The organism is Pseudomonas sp. GW821-FHT09C08, assembly GCF_059418125.1.
Window position 1 is genome coordinate 679704 of sequence record NZ_JBWKPG010000001.1, and the last position, 26336, is coordinate 706039.

Below are 26336 nucleotides of genomic sequence, written 5' to 3' on the forward strand. Positions count from 1 at the left end.
CCACTTACCTGGCCACGGAGCCCCTATGAGCCACGCATCTGATTGTCCCGAACCCTTGGTTCTGCACGAACAACCCGCACCGGGCGTTGCACTGTTGCGCCTCAATCGCCCCAAGGCTCGCAATGCATTGAATATGGCATTGCGCGAAGAGCTGGCAGCACAGTTTCGACGTCTCGATGCCTGTCCTGATACACGCGCCATCATTCTTACTGGCAGCCCTACGGTGTTCGCCGCCGGTGCGGACCTGGGTGAAATGGTCGACGCCACTGCGCTTGAGCTGTATGCCCGACATGCCGAGCGGCATTGGCAGGCGATTTCCGGATGTCGCAAACCGGTGATTGCCGTCGTAAACGGATTCGCTCTCGGCGGCGGCTGCGAGCTGGCGATGCACTGCGATGTGATTATCGCAGGGGAATCGGCCCGTTTCGGCCAGCCCGAAGTCAAGGTCGGGATCATGCCCGGCGCGGGCGGCACCCAACGCTTGTTACGTGCAGTGGGCAAATTCCAGGCGTTGCGCCTGCTGTTCACGGGCGACCAGTTCACCGCCAGCGAAGGCCTGCGCATGGGTATGGTCAGCGAAGTAGTACCCGACGCGCAGACCCTCACCGCAGCCCTGGCAATGGCGGTGGCCATCGCGGCTATGCCGCCCATCGCCGTCGCGCAGATCAAAGAAGTGGTGCTTGCCGGCATGGATCTGCCGCTGGAGCAGGCTCTGACCCTGGAGCGTAAATCCTTTCAACTGCTGTTCGGCTCCTACGACCAGAAAGAAGGCATGCAGGCGTTTTTGCAAAAGCGCACACCGGAGTACCTCGGCCTATGAACGCATTACCCATTCAGCGAATCGGTGTGGTCGGTGTCGGTGCCATGGGGCAGGGCATTGCCCAGGTCATGGCGCTGGCCGGCTTGAACATCTCACTGTTCGATGTGCGCCCGGGGGCGGCGCGCACCGCGCAAAGCGCATTGGTGACGACGCTGGCCATGTTGCAGAGCAAGGGCCGTATCAGCCAGCAGGCGGCGCGTGATGCGCTGGCGTTGGTGCAGGTGGTTGATCGCCTGGAAGCGCTGGATGACTGTGAGCTGGTGATCGAAGCGATTGTCGAAGATCTTGAGGTCAAACAGCAGCTGTTCCGGCAACTGGACGAACTGCTCGATGAAACCACACTGTTGGCGAGCAACACCTCGTCGTTGTCCATTACCGCGATTGCCTCAGTCTGCAGGTATCCAGGGCGGGTGGCCGGCCTGCACTTTTTCAACCCGGTGCCGCGGATGCGCCTGGTCGAAGTGATCGGGGGCATCGCTACACAGCCCGATGCGCTTGAGCGTCTACGCGCATTGGTCCGCAAGGTCGGCCGTTACTCGGCGGATTCCAAGGACTCCCCGGGGTTTATCGTCAACCATGCCGGTCGTGCCTACGGTACCGAAGCGTTGCGCATGCTCAGCGAAGGGATCGCCACACCGGCGCTGATCGACGCGCTGCTACGGGACGGCGCGGGTTTTCCAATGGGGCCGTTCGAGTTGCTGGACCTGGTGGGGCTGGACGTCAGCGTACCGGTGATGGAATCGGTGTATCACCAGTTCTATGAGGAACCGCGCTACCGACCCCATCCATTGCTGCGCTTGATGCAGGCCGGTGGGCACCTGGGGCGAAAGACTGGCCAGGGCTTTTATCGATACGATGGCAACAGCGTCAGCCCCTCGGCGCTCCAACCCGTACCGACGTGCGCGCAACTGCCCACCGTGTGGGTGGCTGCGGACGATGACCTGGGCAAGACCCGTGTGCTGGCACTGCTTGGGCAATTGGGCGCGCAAGTCGAGACAGGGGCGAGTCCGTCGCCCGACGCCTTGTGCCTGCTGGCGCCCTTGGGTGACGACACCAGCGAATCGGCTTTGCGCCATGGTGTCGACCCCACCCGCAGCGTAGCGATCGATACCGTGCTGGAGTTGGGTGCGCTGCGCTGCCTGATGGTCAACCCGGCAACCCGCGTCGATATGCAGGAGGCCGCCCATGCGCTATTCAGTCGCGACGGTGGCCACGTGGTGATGCTGCGCGACAGCTGCGGTTTTGTGCTGCAGCGCACGCTGGCAGCAATCGTCAACCTGGGTTGCGACATCGCTCAACAGGGCATCGCCAGCGTCGAGGATATCGACATGGCGGTGCGCTTGGGCCTCGGCTACCCCCACGGGCCGCTAGCGTGGGGGGACACCCTGGGCGCGGGGCGACTGCTGCTGATTCTGGAGCGTATGCATACCCTCACCGGCGACCCGCGTTACCGCCCCAGTAACTGGCTACGCCGCCGGGCACGCCTGGGAATCGCCCTGTGCAGCGCCGAAAACTCAATGCCGGCAGCCGCCGAGCCACTTTGATTGAGCGAGAAATTTGCCATGCTTGATGCCTATATCTACAGCGGTTTACGCACCCCCTTTGGCCGTCACGGCGGCAGCCTGTCGGGCATGCGGCCGGATGACCTGGTCGGCAACCTGCTGGCGCACCTGATGCAGACCTCAGGTCTGCCGGAACATGTCGTGGAGGATGTGATCCTCGGCTGCACCAACCAGGCCGGCGAGGACAGCCGTAACGTGGCGCGCAACGCATTGCTCAGCGCCGGGCTGCCGTGCTCCGTTCCAGGCCAGACTGTCAACCGCTTGTGTGCCAGCGGATTGTCCGCAGTCATCGATGCGGCGCGGGCGATCACCTGCGGTGAGGGGACGCTGTACCTGGCCGGAGGCGTCGAAAGCATGTCGCGGGCGCCGCTGGTGATCTCCAAGGCCGAGGGTGCATACAGCCGCACCCAGGAGCTGGCGGACAGCACCATCGGCGCACGTTTTTCCAATCCGAAACTGGTTCAGCGGTATGGCAACGACAGCATGCCGCAGACCGGTGACAACGTCGCCCTGATGTATGGCATAACCCGCTATGAGGCCGATCACTTTGCTGCCGCGTCGCAGGGACGTTATGCCCGCGCGTTGAAGTCGGGCTGGCTGTCCGATGAGATCCTGCCGGTGGAGGTGCCCACTGGGCGCAAGGGGCAAACCCAGCTGATCAGCGTTGACGAACATCCACGGCCACAGTCCGATTTTGCTGCGTTGTCGCGGCTCAACCCGCTGTTCCCCGGCGGCGTCGTGACTGCCGGCAACGCGTCGGGCATCAACGATGGCGCCGCAGTCTTGCTGTTGGGTAATCGAGCCATCGGCCAGGCCCACGATGTTGCGCCCATGGCCCGAATCCTGTCTTCGGCAGTGGTAGGCGTAGAGCCGCGCATCATGGGCATCGGCCCGTACCAGGCGATTAACGTGGCGTTGCAGCGCGCCGGTATCAGCCTGGCACAGGTGGATCTGATCGAGATCAACGAGGCATTTGCGCCGCAGGTGTTGTCCTGCCTCAAGGCGCTGGAACTTAGCTTTGATGACAGCCGCGTCAATCCTTTGGGCGGCGCGATTGCTATCGGGCATCCATTAGGGGCCTCGGGCGCCCGGCTGGTGCTCAGTGCCTGTCGCACTTTGCAGCGTAATCAGCAGCGCTACGCCGTGGTCAGCCTATGTGTGGGAGTTGGGCAGGGCGTCGCGATGGTGATCGAGCGCGTTTGACCCTTGCATGACGGGGTATTAAAGGGCGGCCCCCAGGCCGTTCCTCGATAAATGTCATCCATAACAACAATAATCTCACTGGACATACTTCCCATGAAAACATCCCTGGCCCTCACGGGCTTGAGCGCCGGCGCTTGCCTGCTGTTCTTCGGTCAGCCCGCGTCGGCGGACTTTGTCGGCGACAGCAAAGCCACGCTGGGCCTGCGCAATTACTATTTCAACAACGATTACCGCGACCGGGCAGGGCCAGCCAGTCAGAGTAAAACCGCGGAGTGGGCCCAAGGTTTCATGCTCAATTACACCTCGGGGTTTACCAATGGCCCTCTAGGATTTGGCCTCGACGCCATGGGCTTGCTCGGCGTGACGCTGGACAGCGGGCAAGGGCGGCATCGCGGCAGTTCGATGATTCCATCCGGAGGAGACCACGCCACTGACGAATGGAGCCGCCTTGGCTTGACCGCCAAGATGCGCCTGAGCCAAACCGAACTGCGCTACGGCACGCTGATGCCCAAGCTGCCGATCCTGCAAGCCAATGACGGCCGCCTACTGCCGCAGACCTTTGAAGGCGCCCAGATCTCCAGCACAGAAATCGACAACCTCAGCCTGACGGCGGGTCGTTTGGAACATGCAACCGGGCGCGGCTCCACAGACAGCACCGGACTGGCCGTCGCCGGTGGTACACGCCAGAGCACTGCCTTCGTATTTGCCGGCGGCGATTTCAAGGTCAACAAAGACCTGACGCTGCAGTACTACGTGGCCACCCTTGAGGACTATTACACGCAGCAATTTTACGGCCTGCAGCACGTGCTGGGATTGGGTGAAGGGCAGTCGTTGAAGACCGACCTGCGCTACTTCGACACCGATTCCAGTGGTGCCAATGGCCGCGCGGCAGGGCGTAGTGCCGGTTATCGCACCAGTGGCTACAGCGACGATGCCTCGGGTGAGATCGATAACCGTACCTGGAGCGCCATTTTCACCTACAGCCTCGGTGGCCACGCATTGACGGGCGGCTACCAAAGCATTTCGGACGCCAGCAACTTTGTCCAACTCAACCAGGCATCGCTGCCGGACAAAGGTGCTACCGGCACGTCCCTCTACCTGTTCACCGATCGCATGATCACCAGCTTCAACCGCGCCGGTGAACAGACCTGGTTTGCCCAATATGCCTACGACTTTGCCGCCGCCGGTCTCCCTGGCCTGCGCGCCTCGGTAGTCTACCTCAAGGGCGACAACATCAAGACCACCGCCGGCCGTGATCAACAGGAATGGGAACGCGACCTGGCACTCGACTACGTGATCCAGGACGGCACCTTCAAGGGCCTCGGATTCGCCATGCGCTCGGGCGTGTTGCACTCCGAGGCGGATGCCAATCAGGACCAGACCCGCATGACGGTGAGCTACACCGTCGCGCTGTTCTGAGGTGTTGATTCAGTAATTTCCATCGGGTGCACGACGCTGTCGTCGTGCGCCTTTCTACTCGGCAAAAAAGAGGATGTAGCAATGAATGCCTTCGCCCCGCTCGACGTTGCGGTCATGCAGCCACCAGCAACCTTCCAGGGCTTTTCAATCAAGCCTTCGGCCCAGTCTCCACGCCTGCTTGAATTAACGTTTGCGCAATCGACGGTCAGTGCGTTTTTGAGCGCTGTGGCTCAACTGCCGGTGCAGGCGCTGGAGTACAAGTCTTTCCTGCGATTCCAATTTGGCCAGATCCTTGATGAGCTCTGCGGCGGTACCCTGCGCCCAATGCTGGTGAACACGGTGATGGACCGAGCAACCGGGGGACTGCTGATCGTCCCCCAAGGCCTGGATAACGTGTCCCAGGCCGACGACATGGTCAAATTTTCCACCGCCGTGGCGCATTTGCTCGGGCGCTCTAACTTCGATGCCATGAGTGGTCAGTTCTATGCGCGGTTTGTGGTGGAAAACGTCGACACCTCAGACAGCTATTTGCGTGCTCCGCACCGTGTGATGGAGTTGCACAACGACGGCACCTTCGTGAATCAAATTACCGACTACGTGCTGATGATGAAGATCGACGAACAGAACATGGAAGGCGGTAACTCGCTGATCCTGCACCTGGATGACTGGGCGGATCTGGACACGTTCTACAAGCATCCCCTGGCGCGTCGTCCCCTGCGCTGGACGGCGCCGCCGAGCAAGAACGTCAAGGAGGATGTGTTCCATGCCATCTTCGACACCGATGAAGTCGGCCGGCCGACCATGCGTTATATCGACCAATTCGTGCAGCCTGAGAATTTCGAAGAGGGCACCTGGTTATACGCGCTCGGCGAGTCACTGGAAAACAGCGATGCCAAGCTGTCCGTGCCGGTCGCTGTGGGTTCATTCCTGCTGATCAACAACCTGTTCTGGCTGCACGGCCGCGATCGCTTCACTGCGCACCCGGGCCTGCGTCGTGAGTTGATGCGGCAACGTGGTTACATCAGCTATCCCAAGCTGGCGCATCAGCACGGGCAAAGCGCCAACTGACACGGCGCGGGGGTGCAGACGCCCCCGTTTGCCCATGACGGATGTAAGAGAGGGAATACAGGTGTACGACTTTGTGATTATCGGTGGCGGCATCATCGGCATGTCCACCGCCATGCAGTTGGCGGGCGAATACCCGGATGCGCAGATTCTGCTGCTGGAAAAGGAATCGGGCGCGGCCCGTCATCAGACCGGGCATAACAGCGGTGTGATTCACGCCGGGGTTTACTACCCCCCTGGCAGCCTCAAGGCGAAGTTCTGCCTGGAGGGCAACCGGGCGACCAAAGCGTTCTGTGATGAGCACGGCATTCGCTACGACACCTGCGGCAAGCTGCTGGTGGCCACCAATGACGTCGAGATGCAGCGAATGCAGGCGCTGTGGGACCGCACGGCGGCCAACGGGCTGGAGCGTGAATGGCTGACTGCAGATGCGCTGCGTGAAAGGGAGCCGAACATTATCGGCCTTGGCGGCATTTATGTGCCCTCAAGCGGTATAGTCAATTACGCCGAAGTCACCCGGCAAATGGCTAACGAGTTCACCCGCCAGGGCGGTGTTATCCGTTACAACAGCGAGGTCATCGCGCTCGATGAGCGCGAGAATGAGGTGGTGATCACGACCACTACCGGGGTTTATCAGGGTCGATTTCTGATTTCCTGTTCCGGGCTGATGGCTGATCGTGTGGTGCGGATGCTCGGCCTGGAGCCTGAGTTCCAGATTTGCCCGTTCCGGGGCGAGTACTACTTGCTACCCCATGAGCATAATCAAATCGTCAATCACTTGATCTACCCCATTCCCGATCCTGCCATGCCGTTTCTGGGCGTGCACCTGACCCGCATGATCGATGGCACGGTAACGGTCGGCCCCAATGCCGTATTGGCGCTGAAAAGGGAAGGCTACAAGAAAACCGATTTCTCCCTAGTGGACATGTTCGAGATATTCACCTCGCCCGGTGTGTTGAAAGTGCTCAAGGCCAACTTTAAGCCTGGTTTGATTGAGATGAGAAACTCGATCTTCAAGCGCGGCTATCTCAAGCAGGTGCAAAAATATTGCCCTTCTATCAAGCAGGATGAGTTAAAACCCTATCCGGCAGGTGTCCGCGCCCAGGCCGTCTCCAACAGCGGCAAGTTGATCGACGACTTCCTTTTCGTGAACACAAGGCTCAGTGTGAACGTGTGTAACGCGCCGTCGCCGGCAGCTACATCGGCGATTCCTATCGGTGCGTATATCGTCAGCAAGGTCAAGGTGCAACGCGGCGCTTGAAGGCATTCAGCCGAGTGCCTGGCAAGTGTCCACCAACAGTCCGCGCAGCCATGTGTGAGCGGGGTCATGGTGAGTGCGCTCATGCCACGCCACAGTCTTGCCGAAACCTGGAATGTCCAACGGCGGTTCACGCATGAGCAGCCCATCGGCATGCAATGCCAAACGGCGGGGCACCACGGCGATCAGGTTGCTGGCACGCAAGATCTCCGGCAGCACCAGGAAGCTGGTCACCGAGACGGTCACGCGCCGTGACCTGCCGATGCGGGCGAGCGCGTGATCGGTCACCCCTTCAAAAGCGCCACCGGCGGGGGAGACCAGCGCATGATCCAGCGCACAAAAGCGCTCCAGGGTCAGCGCCTCATGCCGCGACTCAGGGTGATCGTCGCGCATCACGCATACATAACGCTCATCGAACAACGCTGCAGAATGCAGGCCTGGCGGGGTGCTTTCCGGTGTCACGAGGGCCAGGTCGATATCGCCACGGTCCAGTTGGCCAGGCAGTTGCTGAGGGTCGACGGGTTGCACGGCGATACGAATATTCGGCGCTTGCACACGCAGTGCGCTGAGGAAAGGCACCACCACGGCCCGTAACGCGTAGTCGGTGGACGCCAGTGAAAGCGTCATCGTTGCCGTGTGCGGTTCAAACGCATGGGGTTGCAGCATCTGCCCAATAGCACTGAGCATCTGCTTGATCGGCCCGGCCAATTGTTCAGCCCGAAGCGTCGGCACCATGCCGCGTTGCGCACGCACGAACAACGGGTCGTTAAAGCTTTCGCGCAAGCGTGTGAGCATGCCGCTGACGGCGGGCTGGGTCAGTGACAATCGCGCGGCGGCACGGGTGACGCTACGCTCATCCAACAAGGCATCGAGGGCCTTGAGCAGGTTTAGGTCGAGGTGCCTGATATCAGGATTCATGATGCTCTGCATAAAAGATGACGATTGGTTTTATTTCACGCTAGCACCGACCATGGCACCAGTCCATTACCACTGAGTGCTGAGCATGAAAGAGATCATCTGGCCGCAAGGCTACCTGCCGGGCTTCACCGAGAATTTTGTCTCCAATGAAATCATCGTCGCCGGCCTCGCCGCCACCGATATCTGGCCGTTGTTGAGCCACGCGTCGCAATGGCCGAGCTATTACGCCAACTCGGCTAATGTGCGCTTGCATGACGGCCCGGGTCCTGAGCTACAAGACGGGATGCGCTTCTACTTTGAGACCTTCGGATTCCCGGTCGAGGCGCAGTGCAATGAATTCGTCCCGCCGACTGATGGCCAACCAGGGCGGATTGCCTGGCACGGTTGGGCGGGCGAGGGCGATACCCGCCTGGATGTGCACCATGCGTGGCTGATAGAGGATCTGTCGCTGGGGCGCGTGCGCATCCTTACCCAGGAAACCCAGAAGGGTAAGCCGGCAGTAGAACTGGCCCTGGCTCGGCCAAACCCAATGATCAATGGCCATCAGGACTGGTTGGATGGATTGGTCAGGGCTGCACGTGAGGCGCGCCAATAAGCGCGGATTGCAATAACCACTGTCGGAGTTGCTCGACGGGTGTACGCAAGGGCGCGCTAGCACTGTGAACCAGGTAGTAGCCCTTGTTGACGGACAGGGTTGCTTCGAACACCTGCTCCAGTTGCCCTTGCTCCAGGGCCTCTTCGACCAGCCAAGGACTGGTCAGCACCACCCCCTGACCACGCCGCGCCGCATCGATGGCGAGTTCGGGCTGGTCGAAACGCAGGCCGGTTGCCATTTGTGCATCGACCATGCCGAGCTGTGCGAGCCACGCGGGCCAATGCGCATGCGATGTCGTGTAGAGCGGCGTCGTGCGCGTAAGGTCGGCGAGCGAGTGTAATTGCAGGCGCTCGCGATACAGCGGGCTGCAATACACCCGGACCTCATCCGCCAGCAACAACTCGGCCACCAACCCTCGAACCTGCCCATCGCAATGGCGTACGGCAAGGTCAAATCCATCGTGGCTGACGTCAACCAGATCCGTGCTCGCACTCAGGTGCAGCTTGAGTTGAGTGTGCTGGCGAGTGAGTGTCGGCATACGCCGAGCGAACCATGAATTGGCAAAGGCAGGAGGCAGGCTGAGACGCACTTCCTGGGCGTGTCGATGACGCAGCGCAAGGCTGGCGTTCTCCAACGTCTGAAGTGCGGGTTGCACCTGTTGCCAGTAGGCCAACGCTTCCTGAGTAGGATTCAGCTTGCGCACGGTGCGAGTGAACAACGACACGCCCAGCCAACCTTCAAGCTTACGGATCTGCTGCGTCACGGCTCCTGGAGTCACAAACATCTGCTCGGCAGCCAGGACGGCACTGCCGGTGCGCATTACTGCGTCGAAGCAGGCGAGGGACTTGAGGGGGATATCAGGTTTCATGGCGCAGTTTTTCTCTTTCATGAGGCGATAAACGATGATTTGTCATACCCCAGGTCAGGCATAAGAATCAAAGGCGTCATTGGCCCTGAGGAAATGCAGATGAATGTCCTGATTGTATATGCCCATCCGGAACCTCGGTCTTTCAATGGTGCACTGAAAGACCTGGCGAGTGAAACCCTGACGGCCCAGGGGCATAAGGTTCAAGTGAGTGATTTGTACGCGCTGGAATGGAAGGCGCCCCTGGATGGCGCGGATATCACCACGCCGCGTGTAAACGCAGAATTTCTGAACCTCCCCGCTGAACAGGAACACATGTTCTCCCAAGGCCAACCGACCTTTGATGTGGAACAGGAGCAGGCGAAGGTGCTCTGGTGTGATCTGTTGATTTTCCAGTTTCCGATCTGGTGGTTCTCAATGCCAGCCGTGCTGAAAGGCTGGGTTGACCGCACCATGACTCGTGGCTTTGCGTACGCGTCCGGTGAGAAATACGACAACGGCAAGTTCAAAGGCCGCAAAGCCATGGTCTGCGTCACCACCGGCACCGCCGAAAGCCTGTATCAGCCCGACGGGATCGACGGCTGTATGACCCACCTTCTCTGGCCGATCCACAACGGGATATTCCGCTACCTGGGGTTTGACGTGCTGCCACCCTACGTTGCCTGGATGCCGGGAAATGTGTCTGAACAACAGCGCAAAGCTTACCTGGTCGGGTACGAGCAGGTGTTGCGCTCGATCGATAGAGCCAAACCGCTGTTTTTCCATCCGCACGAAGATTATGACGAGGATCAGCGTCTCAAGCCCGGGGTATTGGCCCGGTCGGGTTTTCAGTGGAACCCACGGGCGGGGCAAGGCCACGACCAGGCGGCTGACGACTTCACCTGATCGACGCTGACTGACCTACGAACAATTGGATATTTAAACAGCTACGCAACCTCCGACGACTTGCACCAAAAAATTTCATAGGGGGTCAGAAGATAGTAGGCGATAAGCTGATGTGGTCGGATAGCGCTCGACGGCGGTTTGGGAGCGGTAGCGTATAACTTTTCCGAGAAGGGGCTGTGGGACCACAGGCTGGGGGCATCCTTTTCAAACCATCCAAAGCATGCCCTCAGATTTGCCCCCGATGTAGCAATGCACTGGAAGTGGATGGAGCTCCATGGTTTGGCGAATGGCAGAAATGATCAGCCGAACAGCCTGCCAGACGACCCCTAAAGACTCTCAGGGTCGCCAAAGAACATCTGAATCCGCGACCGCAACCACCGCTCCCCCGGATCATTATCCTGCGACCCTCGCCATGCCATGTGCAGTTCAAACGAGCGCACCGGCAACGGCGGCTCTTCGGCGCGCAGGCCGCCGGCGGCGGTCAGGGCTTCGGCGGCGTAGTCGGGGACGATGGCGACGATGTCGGTGCCTGAGAGCAAGGTGCCCAGGCCGTTGAACTGCGGCACGGCGAGCACTACGTGGCGCTTGCGGTCGAGCTTTTCCAGTTCTTCGTCGATGAACCCGCTCAAGTCGCCGGCAAACGACACCAGCGCGTGGGGGCGGGCGCAGAAGTCGTCCAGGCTCAGGGAGCCCGGCACGCTGTCGGCGCGCAGCAGTTTCGGCAGGCTGCGGCGCAGGACTTTGCGCTTGGCGTTGGCCGGCAGGTCGGCGGTGTAGCTGACGCCAATCGAGATTTCGCCGGAAGCGAGCAGGCCGGGCATCAGGATGTAGTTGACGCGGCGCACCACCAGCACGATGCCGGGGGCTTCGGCGCGCAGGCGCTTGAGCAGTTGGGGCAGCAGGGCGAATTCGACGTCATCGGACAGGCCGATACGGAAAACGGCGGTGCTGGTCGCCGGGTCGAACTCGGCGGCGCGGCTGACGGCGGTGGAAATCGAGTCCAGGGCCGGGGAGAGCAGGGCGAAGATTTCGACCGCGCGGGCCGACGGCTCCATGCTGCGGCCGGTGCGTACGAACAGCGGGTCATCGAACAGCCCACGCAGGCGCGACAATGCCGCGCTGATCGCCGGCTGGCCAAGGAACAATTTCTCGGCAGCGCGGGTCACACTGCGCTCATGCATCAAGGTTTCGAATACGATCAAGAGGTTAAGGTCGACACGACGCAGGTCGTTACGGTTCATCTTGTGTCCTGGAAGAGTCAGCAAACTTGACGAGAGCGGCCACATAGGAACAATGACCGGCATGAATCTTACGGGGAAAGGCTGGTACTCTGCACAGGATAATTGAGTTTTCCTACGATACTTGAGGTCAATTCCTCAGTTGCGGAATCAATAACAGACATGTCGACTATTAACGGCGACCGGTGGTCTTACCTGGAAAGCCCAGATAGAGTTCATGGCATTAGAGGTTACTTTGACGAGGTTTGCGATGTCCCGCACGATCCGTTTTCACAAGTTTGGTCCGGCCGAGGTGCTCAAATGCGAAGAGCATGCAGCCGCGCAGCCCGCACCGGGCGAAGTGCAGGTGCGTGTCGAAGCGATTGGCATCAGCTGGTATGACATTCTGTGGCGCCAGAACCTGGCGTCTTCCCATGCACGCCTGCCGTCCGGCCTTGGTCATGAGATGGCCGGTGTCGTGGTTGCCGTAGGCGATGGCGTGGATGACTTGGCCGTCGGCGATAAAGTCGCCAGTTTTCCGGCCGAGAGCCCCAATGATTACCCGGTGTATGGCGAACAGATCGTCCTGCCCCGTTCGGCCCTGACCCGCTACCCGGATGTCTTGAGCCCCATAGAAGCCAGCGTGCACTACACGCCGCTGCTGATCGCCTACTTTGCGTATGTGGACCTGGCACGCGTCAAGCCCGGGCAGTTTGCCCTGGTGACGGACGCCAGCCACTGCGCTGGCCCTTCCTTTGTGCAACTGGGTAAAGCCCTGGGTGTGCGGGTGATTGCCGCGACCAAGGACAGCGAAGAGCGCGAATACCTGCTGTCCCTCGGTGCGGAGAAAGTTATCGTCACCGAAGAACAGGACCTGCTGATGCAGATCAACAAGTTCACCGACAACCGCGGCGTGGACGTGGTGTTCGATGGCTTGGGCGGCCCGCAGATGTCGCTGCTCGGTGATGTGCTGGCGCCACGTGGCAGCCTGGTGCTCTATGGCCTGCAAGGTGGCAACCAGACGCCATTCCCGGCCTGCGCGGCGTTCCAGAAGAACATTCAGTTCTTTGTGCACTGCATCGGTAACTTCACCGGCAAGCCTGAGCTGGGCATCATCCAGGACCAGGTCGCCTTGCAGCGCGCCTTGCGGGATATCAACCAGCTGACTGCTGACCGCGTGCTGGTACCGCTGAAAACCACGGTGTTTCCATTCAATCAGTTCGTGGAAGCACACCGCTACATGGACGAATGCCCGTGCCGCGAGCGTGTGGCACTGCAGGTTGAAGCTGTTTAAGGCGTAGGAATATTCGCAAACGAGTGTTCCTGACCACTGGCGCATGGGGCAAATGCGCCATTTGACAGGGCTGAAGCCGCGCAGGCTTCAAGTTGACCTCCCTGCATTTGAGCCCCTGATTCCTGGCTTTCCCCCTGACGCCGCGTTGAATTCCAGCGCGGCGTTGTTGTGTGCGCGTCATTAACGCCTGCGGCGTTGCCTATCTGCACTGGTTTTCGGCCAGCTTCTGTATCTATTAATCATTATTCCAGCGCTGATAATTGCCCTTCACTTTCATCTCAAGGACTGAGCAATGATTGACTATTTGATGCGTCATCCGCGAGGGCTTCGAACTCATCGCGCAGCCGAGACGTGGTGCAGGGCGAGCACTTACTTGCAGGGGAAGTTCACAGTGTGGACAGCCGGAAGTTGCTTGAATCAATTTGTCGGATGTTTCTTCAAGTTGTTGGATAAAGGTGCGTAGGAGGGCGTCGGAATAGTCCTAGGATGGCCGCCTCGGCGCGCTTCGGCCCAGCAATAAAGGCTGGCTGTGCGTTTTCCAGCCGTGAGCCATGCCCGAGGAGATCCGTGTCGTTTTGTTGCGCGGTGCTAGTGTCTATTCATCAGTGCACCTGACGGCGGGCGAACTTCTTATCTGCGCAATAGCTCAAGCAAACACTGTCAGCAGTTGCTTGAAACTGATATTTCAACTCAGGTAGTAGAATGATGAGCACTATTCACGAACAAGCCATGACGTATGTTTACCAGCAAGTTCTGCAACGCTTGATCGGGCACTTTAATCGCGCTGAACGTACTGCACTTCAATTGTTGATCCAGCGTATCGTGGTCGCGGCGGGTGGCATGGAACAGGTGGGGGATTACAAGGTGCTGATTGCCCACGGCGGCGGCGAGGTCAGCAGCTACACCCTGGCGCTGCTGCGCGCTGCGCAACTGAGTATTGCCGGCCGGGCCCCGCGTACCTTTCACTTGCGGGTCGCGACCCTGCGCTACCCCGGCATGACCGAGAGCAGGCTCGACACCCTCAATCGAGGCTACAGCCGCCTGTTTCTCCACGACGACCCGCGCGTGGAGTTGTTGATGGTGGAAAACCACGACGTTCACCCCTTCAACCACCTTCGCCCGGCCAATGCCGCCGGGCGCGAAATCAGCCAGCGCAATCGGGTGATGGTGGGGCACATGACCGCCGGAGACTGTCGCGCGGCGCTGAGCAATGACACCTACCTGGCCTTGGGGGATTTCTACCAGCGGGCCAGCACCTGGCGCGGCGGTGTGCATGCGCTGGTCAGTGGCGATTCGCCACGCAAACAGAGCCACTTGCTTGCCTGGCTGAAGAAAACCGCGCTGGGCACCGGTGTCGCCACCCCCAAAGCCTGGCCGCAGTCGCTCAACGGCTTGTTCGCGCGCATGGAAGAATGGAGCACCGCTTACTACGACGACCTGTACGGCGAAGAACATGCGCCGCGCGTCACGCCCAGTCTCGCCGGCCACCGCCACTTGGCGTACATCGGCATTGCCGACCTGCTCGATGGCGTCGACCCCCGGTCGTCGTCCTTGCTCACCGAGTTCATGGCCCACACCCCTGACGCCCTGGGCTTTCATTTCAGCCATCCGGCCTTTTCCCATCCCTTGCTGATGGCCCACCTGCGTGGGTTGCAGGCCGAGTGCCTGCGCGCGCTGGACTACGAAATGGGCGTCGAAGGCTTTATCCAGCAGGTGGCTCCGTTCATGCGCCGCCTGCACCTGAGCGAGGCGATGTTCGCCGAGGCTTGCACCGGTGATGGCCGCACCTTGTCGGCCACCCAGGCCAACCAGTTTTTCGGCCTGGATGAAACCCAGCTGAATTGCCTGTTGTTTTCGCCGTTTATCCATCATGGCGAACGGCTCGAATGCTATTTGCGCCAGTGCCATCCCGGCATGTTGGTGGCCCTGCCTGAGCTGCACAAACTGCTGCAAGGCAAGCCCTGCGCCGACATGCTGCAGCAGTGGGTGGTGGATACCAGTGGCTTGCCGCTGCCGTTGTTGCTGCATCTGTACCAGAAACGGCCGATGGTCATTACGGGCAGTAAACCGCGCGGCGCCCGCGCAACGGCCCGCAACCCTGCGCAGGCCCTGCAATTGTCCGGTCAATGAGCCTGCGCGGCGAGCGGCAGGCTGACTTCGCGTATCAGGCGGTCTATCGCTACATGATCAGCCTGATCAACCAGGTCAGTACCGATGCCCGGGTAAAACTGCCGTCCTTGCGCCAACTGGCCGGGCGCCTGAACGTATCGATCTCGACGATCCAATACGCATATTCGCTGTTGGAGAAGGAGGGCAGGGTCTATTCGGTGGCGAAATCGGGCTATTACGCCTGGCCGCTGTCGGTGAGCCCGTCGGCCTGTGCCGGCGGCGATTTGCTCGATCGGCTCTACGCGGCGGCCCGTCGCCCCGGCATGCTGGTGCTCAGCGGCGATGAGCCGGCGTTGCTGGCATCCCTGGATAGCAGCTTGTTGCGATTGGAGCGCGAGTTGGTGCGTCACTATCCGCATCCGTTGCAGCCGTGGTCGCAGCCGTGCGGCGTGTGGGAGTTGCGCGCGGCGTTGGCGGCGCGCTACACCACATCGCCCACGCGCTGCTGGCACGCCGACGAGGTGTATATCGGTGCGGATCTGCGCGGGGTGTTGGACATTCTGATCGAGGTGCTGGGCCTGCGGGGCACCACGGTGATTGTGGAGTCACCGTGTGATTGGCTGATCCTGCGTCTGTTCCAGGATGCCGGGGTGCACCTCATCGAGCTGCCCTGGACGCCCGACGGACACCTGGACATGGCGACCCTCGATCAACTGTTACGTGATGAGCCTGTGCACCTGGTGTTGCTGTCCTCGGCGGTCAGCATGCCCTCGGGGGTGGCGATGTCGATCAGCGAACGCCTGGGCGTCGCGCAGTTGCTCGAGCAATACGGCTGCTGGCTGCTGGAGAACGACACCTTCGGCGAGCTGGGTTTCAAGGGGTCGCAAGCGCCCCTGCGAGAGTTGGTGAACCCCGAACGGTTGATCGTGTTTTCTTCGTTCGAGAAGGTCCTGGGCGCGGAGGCCCCCTTTGGCTATCTGCTGTCCCGGCGCATGAGCAGTGAATTGCAGCGTCAGTTTCTGCTGCGTTCATTTCGCTTGTCGTCGATCCGCCAGCGTGCCATTGCGCGCCTGTACCAGAGCGGCCGGATCGATCAGCACTTGCGCGCACTGCGCCAGCAATTGCGCGAGCAGGCCGCCGAAATGGGCCAGCGCCTGGACCAGCACCTGGGGGACCAGGTGACTTACCGCGCGCCCTCCGCCGGGGCGACGTTCTGGCTGGGCTGCACCCGGCCGGTCGACATGCGCCAGGTGTTCCAGCGCCTGCTGACTGAACACGTGGTGATGGCCCCGGGTGAACTGTTCAGTGTCAGCGGCCTGCATCGCCAGCACCTGCGCATCAGCCATACCTTTGAAGGGCAAACCAACCTGGATATTGCCCTGGCTGCATTGAGCGACGCGCTGCGGCAGGCACAGATGGGGTGAATACGTGAATTTTCTCTTGATGCTGTAGGATCGATACCGTCGCGCAGCAGTCGAACACTCAGTAAACTGCGACTTTTCCGATTCCTTCTTTCCGAGGTTCATGCATGACAATCAGTCCTTTTGCGGGCAAGCCGGCGCCAGCCCAGTTGCTGGTGGATATCCCGCGACTGGTCACGGCCTATTACACCGGCCAGCCTGATGCAGCAATCTCCACCCAGCGCGTGGCCTTTGGTACCTCCGGGCACCGGGGCTGCTCGTTCGACCTGAGCTTCAACGAATGGCACGTGCTCGCCATCAGCCAGGCCATCTGCCTGTATCGCGAAGCCCAGGGCATTAACGGCCCGCTGTTTGTCGGCCTGGATACTCACGCACTGTCGACGCCAGCCGGCGCCAGTGCCCTGGAAGTGCTGGCCGCCAACGGCGTGCACGTGATGCTGGCCGAAGGTGATGAATACACACCAACGCCGGCGATTTCCCACGCCATCATCTGCTACAACCGCGGCCGTACCAGCGGCCTGGCCGACGGCATCGTGATCACGCCGTCGCACAACCCGCCGCAAAGCGGCGGCTACAAGTACAACCCGCCCAATGGTGGCCCGGCTGATACCCACGTCACCAAGTGGATCGAAGCCAAGGCCAACGAACTGCTGGCGAACAAGCTGGCTGGCGTCAAGCGCATCACCCACGCGCAGGCCCTCAAGGCGGACACCACCCATCGCCATGATTACCTCAATAGCTACGTGGCTGACCTGGTCAATGTGATCGACATGGACGCCATCCGCAGCGCCGGCCTGCGCCTGGGCGTGGACCCGCTGGGCGGAGCAGGGGTGCGCTACTGGTCGGCGATTGCCGAGCATTACCGCCTGAACCTGGACGTGGTGAACACCGAAGTCGATTCGACGTTCCGCTTCATGAGCGTCGACTGGGATGGCCAGATCCGCATGGACCCGTCCTCCAGCTACGCCATGCAAGGCCTGATCGGCCTCAAGGAGCGCTTCGACGTTGCCTTCGCCTGCGACCCGGACCACGACCGCCACGGCATCGTGACCCCGTCCGGCGGCCTGTTGGCGCCCAACAACTACCTCGCGGTGTCGATCGACTACCTGTTCCAGAACCGTCCCGACTGGCGTGCCGACGCGGCCGTGGGCAAGACCGTGGTCAGCAGCGGCCTGATTGACCGCGTGGCGGCCCGCATCGGTCGACGCCTGTACGAAGTGCCGGTGGGCTTCAAGTGGTTCGCCGATGGGCTGTTCGAGGGTTCGCTGGGCTTTGGCGGTGAAGAAAGCGCCGGTGCCTCGTTCCTGCGCAAGGACGGCACAGTGTGGAGCACCGACAAGGACGGTTTGATCCCGGCGCTGCTGGCGGCAGAAATGACCTCGCGCAAAGGCCAGGACCCGAGCCAGATCTACCGTGGATTGACGGATGCCCTGGGCGAACCCTTCGCCATTCGCGTCGACGCCAAGGCGACGCCGGCGCAAAAGGCCCTGTTGGGCAAGCTGTCGCCGGAGCAGGTGACCTCCACCGAACTGGCCGGCGAAAGCATCCAGCAGATCCTCAGCCATGCGCCGGGCAACAACCAGGCGATTGGCGGCTTGAAAGTGATGACCGAAAACGGCTGGTTCGCCGCGCGTCCGTCCGGCACCGAGGACATCTACAAGATCTACGCCGAGAGCTTTATCGGCGAAGATCACCTCAAGCAGCTGGTAGAAGAGGCACAAGTGTTGGTTGACGGCGCCATCAGCGAATAACCCGCTATAGGCGCCGGCTCGCCGGTGATAGCGCTCGCAAGACCGCCATCGCCGGCAAGCCACGGCTCAAGCGAGGTCGACTAACACGATCTCGCTGTCTTCAATTGCCGTCACGTGCAACATCTGCTCATCTTCCACGGCAACCCCGTCTCGCGCTTGCGCACGCAAGCCATTGACTTCAATCACGCCCGTCGCCGGCACCAGATACGCCCGACGCCCGTGGTCCAGGCGGTATTGCGCAGTTTCCCCAGCCTTCAGATTGGCCGCTACCAGGCGTGCATCGGCGCGAATGCGCAGGCTTTCGCTGTCTCCGGCCTTGCCGCTGGCCAGTGTGACAAAGCCTTCTCGATCACCCTTGGGGAACGGCTTGGCGCCCCACGACGGCGGCAAACCGGCCTCGTTCGGGATAATCCAGATCTGGAAGATCTTGGTGGGTGTCGCTTCCAGGTTGTATTCGCTGTGGGCGATCCCGGTGCCGGCACTCATCACCTGTACGTCACCGGCCTCGGTGCGGCCTTTGTTGCCCAGGTTGTCGGCGTGGCTGATGGCACCTTCACGCACATAAGTGATGATTTCCATGTCCCGGTGCGGGTGCTGCGGGAAGCCGGTGCCAGGGGCGATGATGTCGTCGTTCCACACCCGCAGGTTGCCCCAGTGCATGCGTTTGGGATCATGGTATTCAGCAAATGAAAAATGATGATGGGCATCGAGCCAGCCGTGGTGGGCGCCGCCCAAGGTGGTAAAAGGTCGAAGTTCAAGCATGATCGTCTCCTGTTGATGGCGCCTATGATCCAGCAGGGCATAATCGATAAAAAGCGTAAAAAATGCCTGATTCCTATCAGTCGATTAGATTGGTAGCCGGCGTTTGTACTTTCAGTTCATCGCCTAACTGCATGACGGCAAAGCAATCGGTGGAACTGAACGGCAATTCCGGCGACCATGGCGACCTTGTTGAAACTCAGCTCATCGCAGGAGTCCGCGTGCCGCAACACAAGCCTGATCTGCCCCCTGAACTGCGCCCCCTGGCAGAAATGCCCCTGTTGAAACGCCTCGCCGCTCGCCTGTTTGGCCATGGCCTGACCCGGTTGCGTGCCCAGCACCGGTTTTCCTGGTTGCACGGCCAGGCTGACGGTTTTCGCAGCGGCCATGAAGCAGGGGTGGAGTACGGCTATCGCGAGGGCAAGGCGGACGGCCTTGAAGAAGGCCGCCAAGTCCTGCTGATCCGCGACTTCCGCCCGGACGAGCACCGTGCGCCGGGCGTGGATGACAGCCTGTTCGACGATTGGCGCCTGCCGCTCACGGCTGATATCAAGAAGCGTATCAAGGCCGACGTTGCCCGACTCCTGCCGGCCCATGCCCAACCGAGCACGGCGCAATGGAAGATGATCTTCAGCGATACGCCGTCAACCTCGGTGATTGCCGGCGCCGGTGCGGGCAAATCGACCTCGCTGGTGTTGCGAATTCTGCTGCTCACCCATTACCTGGGCTTTGAACTCAGCTCGATGACCGTCGTGACGTTCACCCGCGAGTCGCGCAAAGACTTCATCAACAAGCTCATGGAAATCCTCAACCTCTGGGGCCAACCCCTTGGTTTTAAAGAAGCCCAGGCCGTGGTGCGCACCTTTCATTCGCGCATCCTGCCGATGGTGCGCAGCCTGCCAGGCTTTGAGCGCCTGCAGGCGTTCGAGAACCTCAGCGCGGGTTTCGAAGAGGCTGACAGCAACCCGTTCGACCTGCGTATCGGTGATGCCCAGCGCCAGCAGATGAATGCCTGCTATCACCAGTTGCGTGGCCGCCACGCGCGATTTCGCGAGCTGATGACACCGCTGGCCCGACAAGGCCTGCAACTCAAGGAATTGGAGCGCGACCATCCGGATGTGCAAAAGCGCATGGCGGTGACCGAACTGGCCGCCAAGCGTGATGAAGAGCTCTGTGATGTGATCGAGGACCTGTGGTTCCGTGCCGGCGCGTGGCCGATCAAGGGCATTGAGCCCAGCCGCCAGACCTTCGAAATCAATGGTGCGCAGTTTCACTGCCATGGCTATATCCCGGAGCTGGATGCCTGGGTAGTGCTGGGCTTCGACTCGCGGGAGAACGCGCAGATCAGCCGGCCGAATGCAAAGCTGTCGGTGCGTGCAGAGTGGGCGGTAAAGCGCACCCTGTTTCAAGCTTTCTGTCATAAGCCATTGATATGGTTGGATGGTTACGACTCATCCAAGCGTCTTTTGAGCAGCCTCGCCGGTGACGCCAGTGCCGGGCCCGGCTTTGATTACAAGGTCAAGGGTGAGCTGGCCTCGGCGCCGTTGCTGGACAGCTTTGTCATGGCGGCGGGGTTTATCGAGAACCTGGGGCTCGACGTGCCGACCGCCGTCGGCAACATGAGCTTTGCCAAGGACGATCCCGATCGCTTCTTCTTCGAGGCCCTGAGCATTTTCTGGAAAGCCCTGGAAGACCATCTGCTCGATCAATCGCCGCCGATCATGACCTACAACCGGATGTTTTCGCTGTTCGGCGAAAATACCCCGGAAAACCTCAAGCTGCTCAGTGATCCGCTGTTGCGCCCGATGTCGCACCTGATGATCGACGAGTTCCAGGATGTATCGCCGCAGATCGTCTCGTGGATCCGCGCCAGCCTGCGCGAGATCCGCAGTCGCGGCCCGGCGATGCATGTCGGGCGTGGGGCGCAACGCTCGTCGTTGTTGTGCGTGGGCGATGACTGGCAGTCGATCTATGGCTGGCGCGGCAGTTCGCCGAAGTACTTCATGGCATTCAACCAGGAGTTCCCGTCGCCGAGTACCACGCGGGTGATGCTAGGTGAGAACTACCGCAGCCATCAGCACATCATTGATGCTGCCGAGCACATTGTGCGGGCTGCACCGGCGATCCCTGGCAAGAAAGCCAAGGCGGCTGGCACACCCAAGGCGTTGGTGCCGGTCACCGTACTCGAACGTGACGATGCTGCCTTGGGTCGCAAGCTGCTGGAGCACTATCAACAGGGCGATTCAGTATTGATGTTGTATCGAAAAAGTAGCGATAAGCTATTGATTCAAGAGCATATTCAGTCAGTAGTTAATGTGGATTCTAGCTTGCCAGTCCAGGCGCGCCGGTTGAAACAGCTGACCTATCACAGCGCCAAGGGCCTGCAGGCGGATGCGGTATTCCTGCTTGGAGATTGCCAGCACGTGACCAGCTCGCCCTACAAGAACCAGGTCTATCGCATGGCGGGCCTGGGCAAGGACGGTGACAGCGAGCCCTATGACACCGCGCAAAAGGACGAAGTACTGCGCCTGGCTTATGTCGGCATTACCCGAGCGGTGAGCCACTGCTATTGGTATGTGGAGAAACCGGAAGGTCCGGCAGTGAATGTGCCGAAAGCCTCGGAGCGGGTGGATGGCAGGAAAGCATTCTTCGACGACCAACGAATCCTTGTGTAGGGGCCGGCTTGCCGGCGATGCCTACCCAGATCGTTGACCCATTGTTTGATGGATGAGCTGTCAGGCCCGCAACGACAGCGGCGGCACGAATGACTCGAGTTCATCCTCCACCGCCTCGATGATGCGCTCCACGTCGGCGGCGTTCATCACCGTGGCACACGGGATGCCCGCAATGGCGATCAAGGTTTCGCCGCTGACACGGTCGAACAGGCGGGCGATCATACTGCCGGGCGCGTCCATGCTCGCCTCGAAGCCCATCGGGTGAAAATGCCAGCGCATCAACTGGCAGGCGTTGGGGAACGTCACTTTGTTCATATTGCCCACCTTGTACATTGAGCGCTTCCTTTAGCTCGCGGCAGGGAGCCATGACCTTCACTGGTCGTGGCGTCGGAGAACTTCAAAATAGCATTCGTTCGCAAGCCCAAGGAGACTTTTTTAGCCCCGTTCGGCGGTTGTTTTCGATTCGTTTGATATGGATCACGGCTTACAAGAAATTAGGCAAAAGGCCATTAGTCAGAAGTTGCCACCGTCCATTGAACGCGCCGCCAAAATTCGGCAATCTCCAGGGTTTACCCGCCGCAGAGCTCTCCATGCCCGATCTCAGCCCCGACGATGACAGCCAGTGTTCCCACGCCACGCGTGAACTGGTGTTGCGCCACCACCTGTGCTGGCGGCATCGGGACCTGGACGGGGTGATGTCCTATTACCACGCGGATATCCAGTACCACGACTTCTTCCAGAACCGCGTGGTCGGCTATGCCGAGTTGCGTGAGTACCTGCAGGCCAGCATGCCCCGCGAAGCGGACGAGGCGATTGAACACTCCGATCGCATTCGCGCCGATGGCGACACCGCGTTTATCCAGTACCGCATCACGCTGCGGGGCAGCCAGGGCCTGGTGTCGTTTCGTACCAGCGAGGCCATCACGGTGCGGGACGGGTTGATCTGGCGGGTTAATGAATACGCGTCGCTGGTGCATGAACAGCCGATGCAGGCGACGCGACCCACGGTCAGCCGCCTGGGCCTGTCGCCCCAGCAATTGGGGCACATGGCCAATGACCTGCAGCAATACTTCGAGCGCAAGCAACCCTACCTGGACCCGGAGTTGGACCTGCAGCGGGTTGCCAAGGAGTGTGGCTACAGCCGCAATCAGATTTCCTACCTGTTGAACCAAGTGCTGGGGCAAAGCTTCTACCGCTACGTCAACCAGGCGCGGCTCCAGCATTTGCTCGCAGCCCTGGACAGCGCGGTGCCGCCGATCAAGGTCGATGACCTGGCGTTTGCGGCCGGCTTCAATTCGCTGTCGGCGTTCTACAGCGCCTTTCGCCAGCACACAGGCCAATCGCCCAAGGCCTACGTCAAACAAATTTCCCTGCGTGCACGCGCGCAAGACAGCCAATAACGTCGCGCTCTAGGATCCAGCCTATCGAAACGAGGTAGGGGAGCTTGGCATGCCGGCATGGCGCAATATCAGTTTATGGATGGACCAGCTGGACGACCCGCTGACCGCGCGGCCTTCCCTTGAGCATGGCCTGGACGTCAATGTCGCCATTATCGGCGCCGGTTACACCGGCCTGTGGACCGCCTATTACCTGAAACGCCAGGCGCCTGAACTGAAAATCGCGATCATCGAGGCGCAAACCGCCGGCTTCGGTGCCTCCGGCCGCAATGGCGGCTGGCTGATGGGCAACCTGCTGGGTGAAGACCGCCTGCTGGCGGGCCTGGCGCCCGAACAACGGCGCGCCTCGTTTGACCTGTTGCACGCCATTCCCGAAGAAGTGGCCCAGGTGCTGGCCCATGAAGGCATCGACTGCGACTACCGCAAGGGCGGCGCGTTGTACTGTGCCGCGCGCTACCCCGAGCAGGAAGGCAGCCTGCGCCGCTACCTGGATAAATTGCATGCCCAGGGCCTGACGGAGGCCGACTATCGCTGGCTCGGCCCGCAGCAATTGGCCGAGCAGATTCGCATCGCCAAGCCCTATGGCGGTATTTATGCACCGCATGTCGCCACAATCAACCCGGCCAAGCTGGTGCGCGGCCTTGCGCGGGTAGTGGAGGGCATGGGCGTCGCGATCTACGAAAACAGCCCGGTCACCCACTGGCAGTCCGGCAGCCTGCGCACCGCCAAGGCCAGTGTGCGCGCCGCCTGGGTGGTGCCGGCTGTCGAGGGGTATGCCACGACGTTGCCGCCTCTGGGCCAGTACCAATTGCCGGTACAGAGCCTGATCGTTGCCACCGAGCCGCTGCCTGCCAGCACCTGGGATCAAATCGGCCTGAACCATGGCCAGGCATTTGGTGAAAGCAGCCGCCAGGTCACTTATGGCCAGCGTTCGGCGGACAACCGCCTGGTGTTCGGCGCCCGTGGCGGTTATCAGTTCGCCGGCAAGTTGCGGCACAACTTCGATTTGACCGACAGCGAGGTCGAGCTGCGTCGCTACCTGTTCGGCGAACTCTTCCCACAGCTCAAGAACGTGCGGATCACACACTCCTGGGGCGGCAACCTTGGCATGTCGCGTCGGTTCCGCCCGCACATGCTCTGCGATCACAAGACCGGCATCGCGCTGTCCGGCGGCTATGGCGGGGAGGGCGTCGGTGCGACGAACCTGGGCGGCCGCACCTTGGCCGACTTGATCCTGGGCCGCGACACACCGCTGGTCCAGCAACCCTGGGTGATCCGCGAGCGCGGCCTGGACGCGCTCAAGGCCTGGGAACCGGAACCCTGCCGCTGGCTGGGGTACAACGCGATCATTCGCAGCTTTGTCCATGAAGACCAGGTGTTGGCCAACCCCAACACCGCGCCGTGGCGCCGCAAGCTGGCGACCGGCATGGCCGAGTTCATGGAAGGTTTCATGCACTAAGTCGTTTCACTCACACGGGAAAACCCATGAGCATCACTCAATTCAAAGACACGCTGAATGCCCACTTGCCCGACGCCTCACCGGTGGCCGTGCCGTTGGGCGAGCCCATCGCCGTGGCCTCGACCCTGAGCGTGGAGCGCAACGACGGCGTCGAAACCGGCATCTGGGCATGCACCCCCGGCCGCTGGCGTCGGCAGATCAAATCCCAGGAGTTTTGCCACTTTATCCAGGGCCGCTGCACCTTCACCCCGGACGACGGAGAAACCATTCACATAGAAGCCGGCGACGCACTGATGTTGCCAGCCAACAGCACCGGTATCTGGGATATCCAGGAAACCGTGCGCAAGACCTACGTATTGATTCTGTAACGCTTTGATCCTTGATCGCCTGCCATAAAAACAGCCCTAAAACCGCCAGGAAATCGAACCATGAAAGCCATTGCCCTGTTGCCCTTGATGTTGGTGGCCTCTATCAGCCAGGCCGCCGAGACGGTGAAAATCTACAACTGGTCGGACTACATCGCGCCGGACACCACCAAGAACTTCCAGAAAGAAACCGGCATCGGTTTTACCTACGACGTCTACGACAGCAACGAGACCCTGGATGGCAAGTTGATGACCGGTAAATCCGGCTACGACGTGGTGTTTCCGTCCAACCACTTCATGGCCCGCCAGATCCAGGGCGGCGCGCTGAAGAAGCTCGACAAGAGCCAGTTGCCGAACTGGAAGAACCTCAACCCGGTGCTGCTCAAGGCCCTGGAAAACAACGACCCGGGCAATGCCCACGGCTTCCCGTACCTGTGGGGCAGTACCGGCATCGGCTACAACATCGACAAGGTCAAGGCGGTACTGGGCGATAACGCACCAGTGGATTCCTGGGACTTGATCTTCAAGCCCGAGAACATGGCCAAGTTGCAGAAGTGTGGGGTGGCGATCCTCGATAACGGCCCGGAATTGTTGCCCGCCGCGCTGAATTACCTGGGCTTGCCGCACCACAGCAAAAAGGCCGAAGACTACAAGAAAGCCGAAGACCTGCTGATGAAAGTGCGGCCTTACGTGGCGTACTTCCACTCCTCGAAATACACCGCTGACCTGGCCAATGGCGATATCTGCGTGGCCGTCGGTTTCTCCGGCGACATCCTGCAAGCCGAAAGCCGCGCCAAGGAAGCCAAGAACGGCGTAAACATCGGCTACAACATTCCCAAGGAAGGCGCCGCCATCTGGTTCGACATGGTCGCCATGCCCGCCGATGCGCCCGACGAAAAAGCCGGCTATGCGTTCATGAACTACCTGTTGCGCCCGGAAGTGATGGCCAGCATCACCAACTACGTGCACTACGCCAACGGCAACCAGGCCGCCGACAGCCTGGTGGACCCGGCGATCAAGGCCGACACCAAGGTCTACCCGAGCCCCGAGATGATGGGCAAGCTGTTCGCGCTGGAAGCCATGCCGCTGAACATCGACCGGATTCGGACGCGGGTGTGGAACACCATTCGTACCGGGCGCTGAAGATTGGGGGTGGAGTGGCTACTGCGGCAAGCCTGTTTAGTGTGGTGAACCCATTTGCTGTGGTGAACCGGGTTGTTGTGGCGAGCGGGTTTTTTACTGTGGCGAGCGGGCTTGCCCCGCGTTGGGCTGCGCAGCAGCCCCATTCAGTGAGCATGC

22 protein-coding genes are annotated in these 26336 nt (G+C 60.8%); 17 read left to right on the forward strand and 5 right to left on the reverse strand.

The window, feature by feature from the left end:
* Nucleotides 1-25: 25 nt before the first annotated feature.
* The 6 genes from AC07OJ_RS02715 to lhgO all read left to right on the forward strand — a co-directional run bounded on the left by AC07OJ_RS02715 (nucleotide 26) and on the right by lhgO (nucleotide 7330).
* Complete coding sequence (locus tag AC07OJ_RS02715; protein ID WP_495093866.1) at nucleotides 26-820, forward strand: enoyl-CoA hydratase; 795 nt, start codon at nucleotides 26-28, stop codon at nucleotides 818-820.
* A complete protein-coding gene (locus AC07OJ_RS02720; RefSeq protein ID WP_495093867.1) occupies nucleotides 817-2364 on the forward strand; it encodes a 3-hydroxyacyl-CoA dehydrogenase in 1548 nt (515 codons plus the stop codon). The genes AC07OJ_RS02715 and AC07OJ_RS02720 overlap by 4 nt, the downstream gene beginning before the upstream one ends.
* 18 nt (nucleotides 2365-2382) lie before the next feature.
* Entirely contained in the window at nucleotides 2383-3585 is a 1203-nt protein-coding gene (locus AC07OJ_RS02725) for a 3-oxoadipyl-CoA thiolase (protein WP_495093868.1), read from the forward strand.
* Between the two features lie 93 nt (nucleotides 3586-3678).
* Nucleotides 3679-5004 carry an OprD family porin gene (locus tag AC07OJ_RS02730; RefSeq protein WP_495093869.1) on the forward strand — a complete coding sequence of 442 codons (1326 nt, stop codon included), beginning with the start codon at nucleotides 3679-3681 and terminating at the stop codon, nucleotides 5002-5004.
* A gap of 81 nt (nucleotides 5005-5085) precedes the next feature.
* Nucleotides 5086-6072 carry a glutarate dioxygenase GlaH gene (glaH, locus tag AC07OJ_RS02735; protein WP_495093870.1) on the forward strand — a complete coding sequence of 329 codons (987 nt, stop codon included), beginning with the start codon at nucleotides 5086-5088 and terminating at the stop codon, nucleotides 6070-6072.
* 61 nt (nucleotides 6073-6133) lie between these two features.
* Nucleotides 6134-7330 carry an L-2-hydroxyglutarate oxidase gene (lhgO, locus tag AC07OJ_RS02740; protein WP_177009990.1) on the forward strand — a complete coding sequence of 399 codons (1197 nt, stop codon included), beginning with the start codon at nucleotides 6134-6136 and terminating at the stop codon, nucleotides 7328-7330.
* A gap of 6 nt (nucleotides 7331-7336) precedes the next feature.
* Here lhgO and AC07OJ_RS02745 read toward each other — a convergent pair whose 3' ends face one another.
* Nucleotides 7337-8245 carry a LysR family transcriptional regulator gene (locus AC07OJ_RS02745; RefSeq protein ID WP_495093871.1) on the reverse strand — a complete coding sequence of 303 codons (909 nt, stop codon included), beginning with the start codon at nucleotides 8243-8245 and terminating at the stop codon, nucleotides 7337-7339.
* Between the two features lie 85 nt (nucleotides 8246-8330).
* On the opposite strand from AC07OJ_RS02745, the gene AC07OJ_RS02750 reads away from it, so the two are divergent.
* Nucleotides 8331-8840 carry an SRPBCC family protein gene (locus AC07OJ_RS02750; RefSeq protein ID WP_495093872.1) on the forward strand — a complete coding sequence of 170 codons (510 nt, stop codon included), beginning with the start codon at nucleotides 8331-8333 and terminating at the stop codon, nucleotides 8838-8840.
* On the opposite strand, the gene AC07OJ_RS02755 is transcribed toward AC07OJ_RS02750, so the two are convergent.
* Nucleotides 8812-9708: a LysR substrate-binding domain-containing protein gene (locus AC07OJ_RS02755; RefSeq protein WP_495093873.1), complete on the reverse strand. Its 897-nt coding sequence runs from the start codon at nucleotides 9706-9708 to the stop codon at nucleotides 8812-8814. The two genes, AC07OJ_RS02750 and AC07OJ_RS02755, sit on opposite strands and share 29 nt — an antisense overlap.
* Before the next feature lie 99 nt (nucleotides 9709-9807).
* Here AC07OJ_RS02755 and AC07OJ_RS02760 point away from each other — a divergent pair, with 99 nt between their 5' ends.
* Nucleotides 9808-10590, forward strand: coding sequence for an NAD(P)H-dependent oxidoreductase (locus tag AC07OJ_RS02760; protein ID WP_495093874.1), 783 nt, complete (start codon nucleotides 9808-9810; stop codon nucleotides 10588-10590).
* Between the two features lie 326 nt (nucleotides 10591-10916).
* On the opposite strand, the gene AC07OJ_RS02765 is transcribed toward AC07OJ_RS02760, so the two are convergent.
* On the reverse strand, nucleotides 10917-11831 hold the full coding sequence (locus tag AC07OJ_RS02765; protein WP_120448544.1) for a LysR family transcriptional regulator: 915 nt from the start codon (nucleotides 11829-11831) through the stop codon (nucleotides 10917-10919).
* Nucleotides 11832-12078: 247 nt separating this feature from the next.
* Here AC07OJ_RS02765 and AC07OJ_RS02770 point away from each other — a divergent pair, with 247 nt between their 5' ends.
* The 4 genes from AC07OJ_RS02770 to pgm all read left to right on the forward strand — a co-directional run bounded on the left by AC07OJ_RS02770 (nucleotide 12079) and on the right by pgm (nucleotide 18382).
* Complete coding sequence (locus AC07OJ_RS02770; protein WP_016975808.1) at nucleotides 12079-13101, forward strand: zinc-dependent alcohol dehydrogenase family protein; 1023 nt, start codon at nucleotides 12079-12081, stop codon at nucleotides 13099-13101.
* A gap of 705 nt (nucleotides 13102-13806) precedes the next feature.
* Complete coding sequence (locus tag AC07OJ_RS02775) at nucleotides 13807-15231, forward strand: hypothetical protein (protein ID WP_495093875.1); 1425 nt, start codon at nucleotides 13807-13809, stop codon at nucleotides 15229-15231.
* Nucleotides 15228-16634 (forward strand): aminotransferase-like domain-containing protein, encoded by a 1407-nt coding sequence (locus tag AC07OJ_RS02780; protein ID WP_495093876.1) that lies wholly within the window; start codon nucleotides 15228-15230, stop codon nucleotides 16632-16634. The genes AC07OJ_RS02775 and AC07OJ_RS02780 overlap by 4 nt, the downstream gene beginning before the upstream one ends.
* 104 nt (nucleotides 16635-16738) lie before the next feature.
* A complete protein-coding gene (gene pgm, locus AC07OJ_RS02785) occupies nucleotides 16739-18382 on the forward strand; it encodes a phosphoglucomutase (alpha-D-glucose-1,6-bisphosphate-dependent) (protein WP_120448547.1) in 1644 nt (547 codons plus the stop codon).
* A gap of 66 nt (nucleotides 18383-18448) precedes the next feature.
* Here the strand turns inward: pgm and AC07OJ_RS02790 are convergent, their stop codons facing one another.
* Nucleotides 18449-19144 carry a pirin family protein gene (locus AC07OJ_RS02790; RefSeq protein WP_106803916.1) on the reverse strand — a complete coding sequence of 232 codons (696 nt, stop codon included), beginning with the start codon at nucleotides 19142-19144 and terminating at the stop codon, nucleotides 18449-18451.
* 218 nt (nucleotides 19145-19362) lie between these two features.
* Between AC07OJ_RS02790 and AC07OJ_RS02795 the strand changes: the two genes are divergently transcribed.
* Entirely contained in the window at nucleotides 19363-21816 is a 2454-nt protein-coding gene (locus AC07OJ_RS02795; RefSeq protein WP_495093877.1) for a UvrD-helicase domain-containing protein, read from the forward strand.
* A gap of 60 nt (nucleotides 21817-21876) precedes the next feature.
* Here the strand turns inward: AC07OJ_RS02795 and AC07OJ_RS02800 are convergent, their stop codons facing one another.
* Nucleotides 21877-22149 (reverse strand): DUF1652 domain-containing protein, encoded by a 273-nt coding sequence (locus AC07OJ_RS02800; RefSeq protein WP_065905103.1) that lies wholly within the window; start codon nucleotides 22147-22149, stop codon nucleotides 21877-21879.
* 257 nt (nucleotides 22150-22406) lie between these two features.
* Between AC07OJ_RS02800 and AC07OJ_RS02805 the strand changes: the two genes are divergently transcribed.
* From AC07OJ_RS02805 to AC07OJ_RS02820, 4 genes are read left to right on the forward strand one after another with little or no spacing between them, the layout of a single operon-like run.
* Entirely contained in the window at nucleotides 22407-23216 is an 810-nt protein-coding gene (locus AC07OJ_RS02805) for a helix-turn-helix transcriptional regulator (protein WP_495093878.1), read from the forward strand.
* A gap of 49 nt (nucleotides 23217-23265) precedes the next feature.
* On the forward strand, nucleotides 23266-24672 hold the full coding sequence (locus tag AC07OJ_RS02810; protein ID WP_495093879.1) for an NAD(P)/FAD-dependent oxidoreductase: 1407 nt from the start codon (nucleotides 23266-23268) through the stop codon (nucleotides 24670-24672).
* Between the two features lie 26 nt (nucleotides 24673-24698).
* The gene (locus AC07OJ_RS02815; protein ID WP_120448550.1) at nucleotides 24699-25040 is read left to right on the forward strand and encodes a cupin domain-containing protein; all 342 of its coding nucleotides are present in this window, start codon (nucleotides 24699-24701) and stop codon (nucleotides 25038-25040) included.
* Nucleotides 25041-25100: 60 nt separating this feature from the next.
* Entirely contained in the window at nucleotides 25101-26180 is a 1080-nt protein-coding gene (locus AC07OJ_RS02820; RefSeq protein WP_065905109.1) for a polyamine ABC transporter substrate-binding protein, read from the forward strand.
* Nucleotides 26181-26336: the final 156 nt, after the last annotated feature.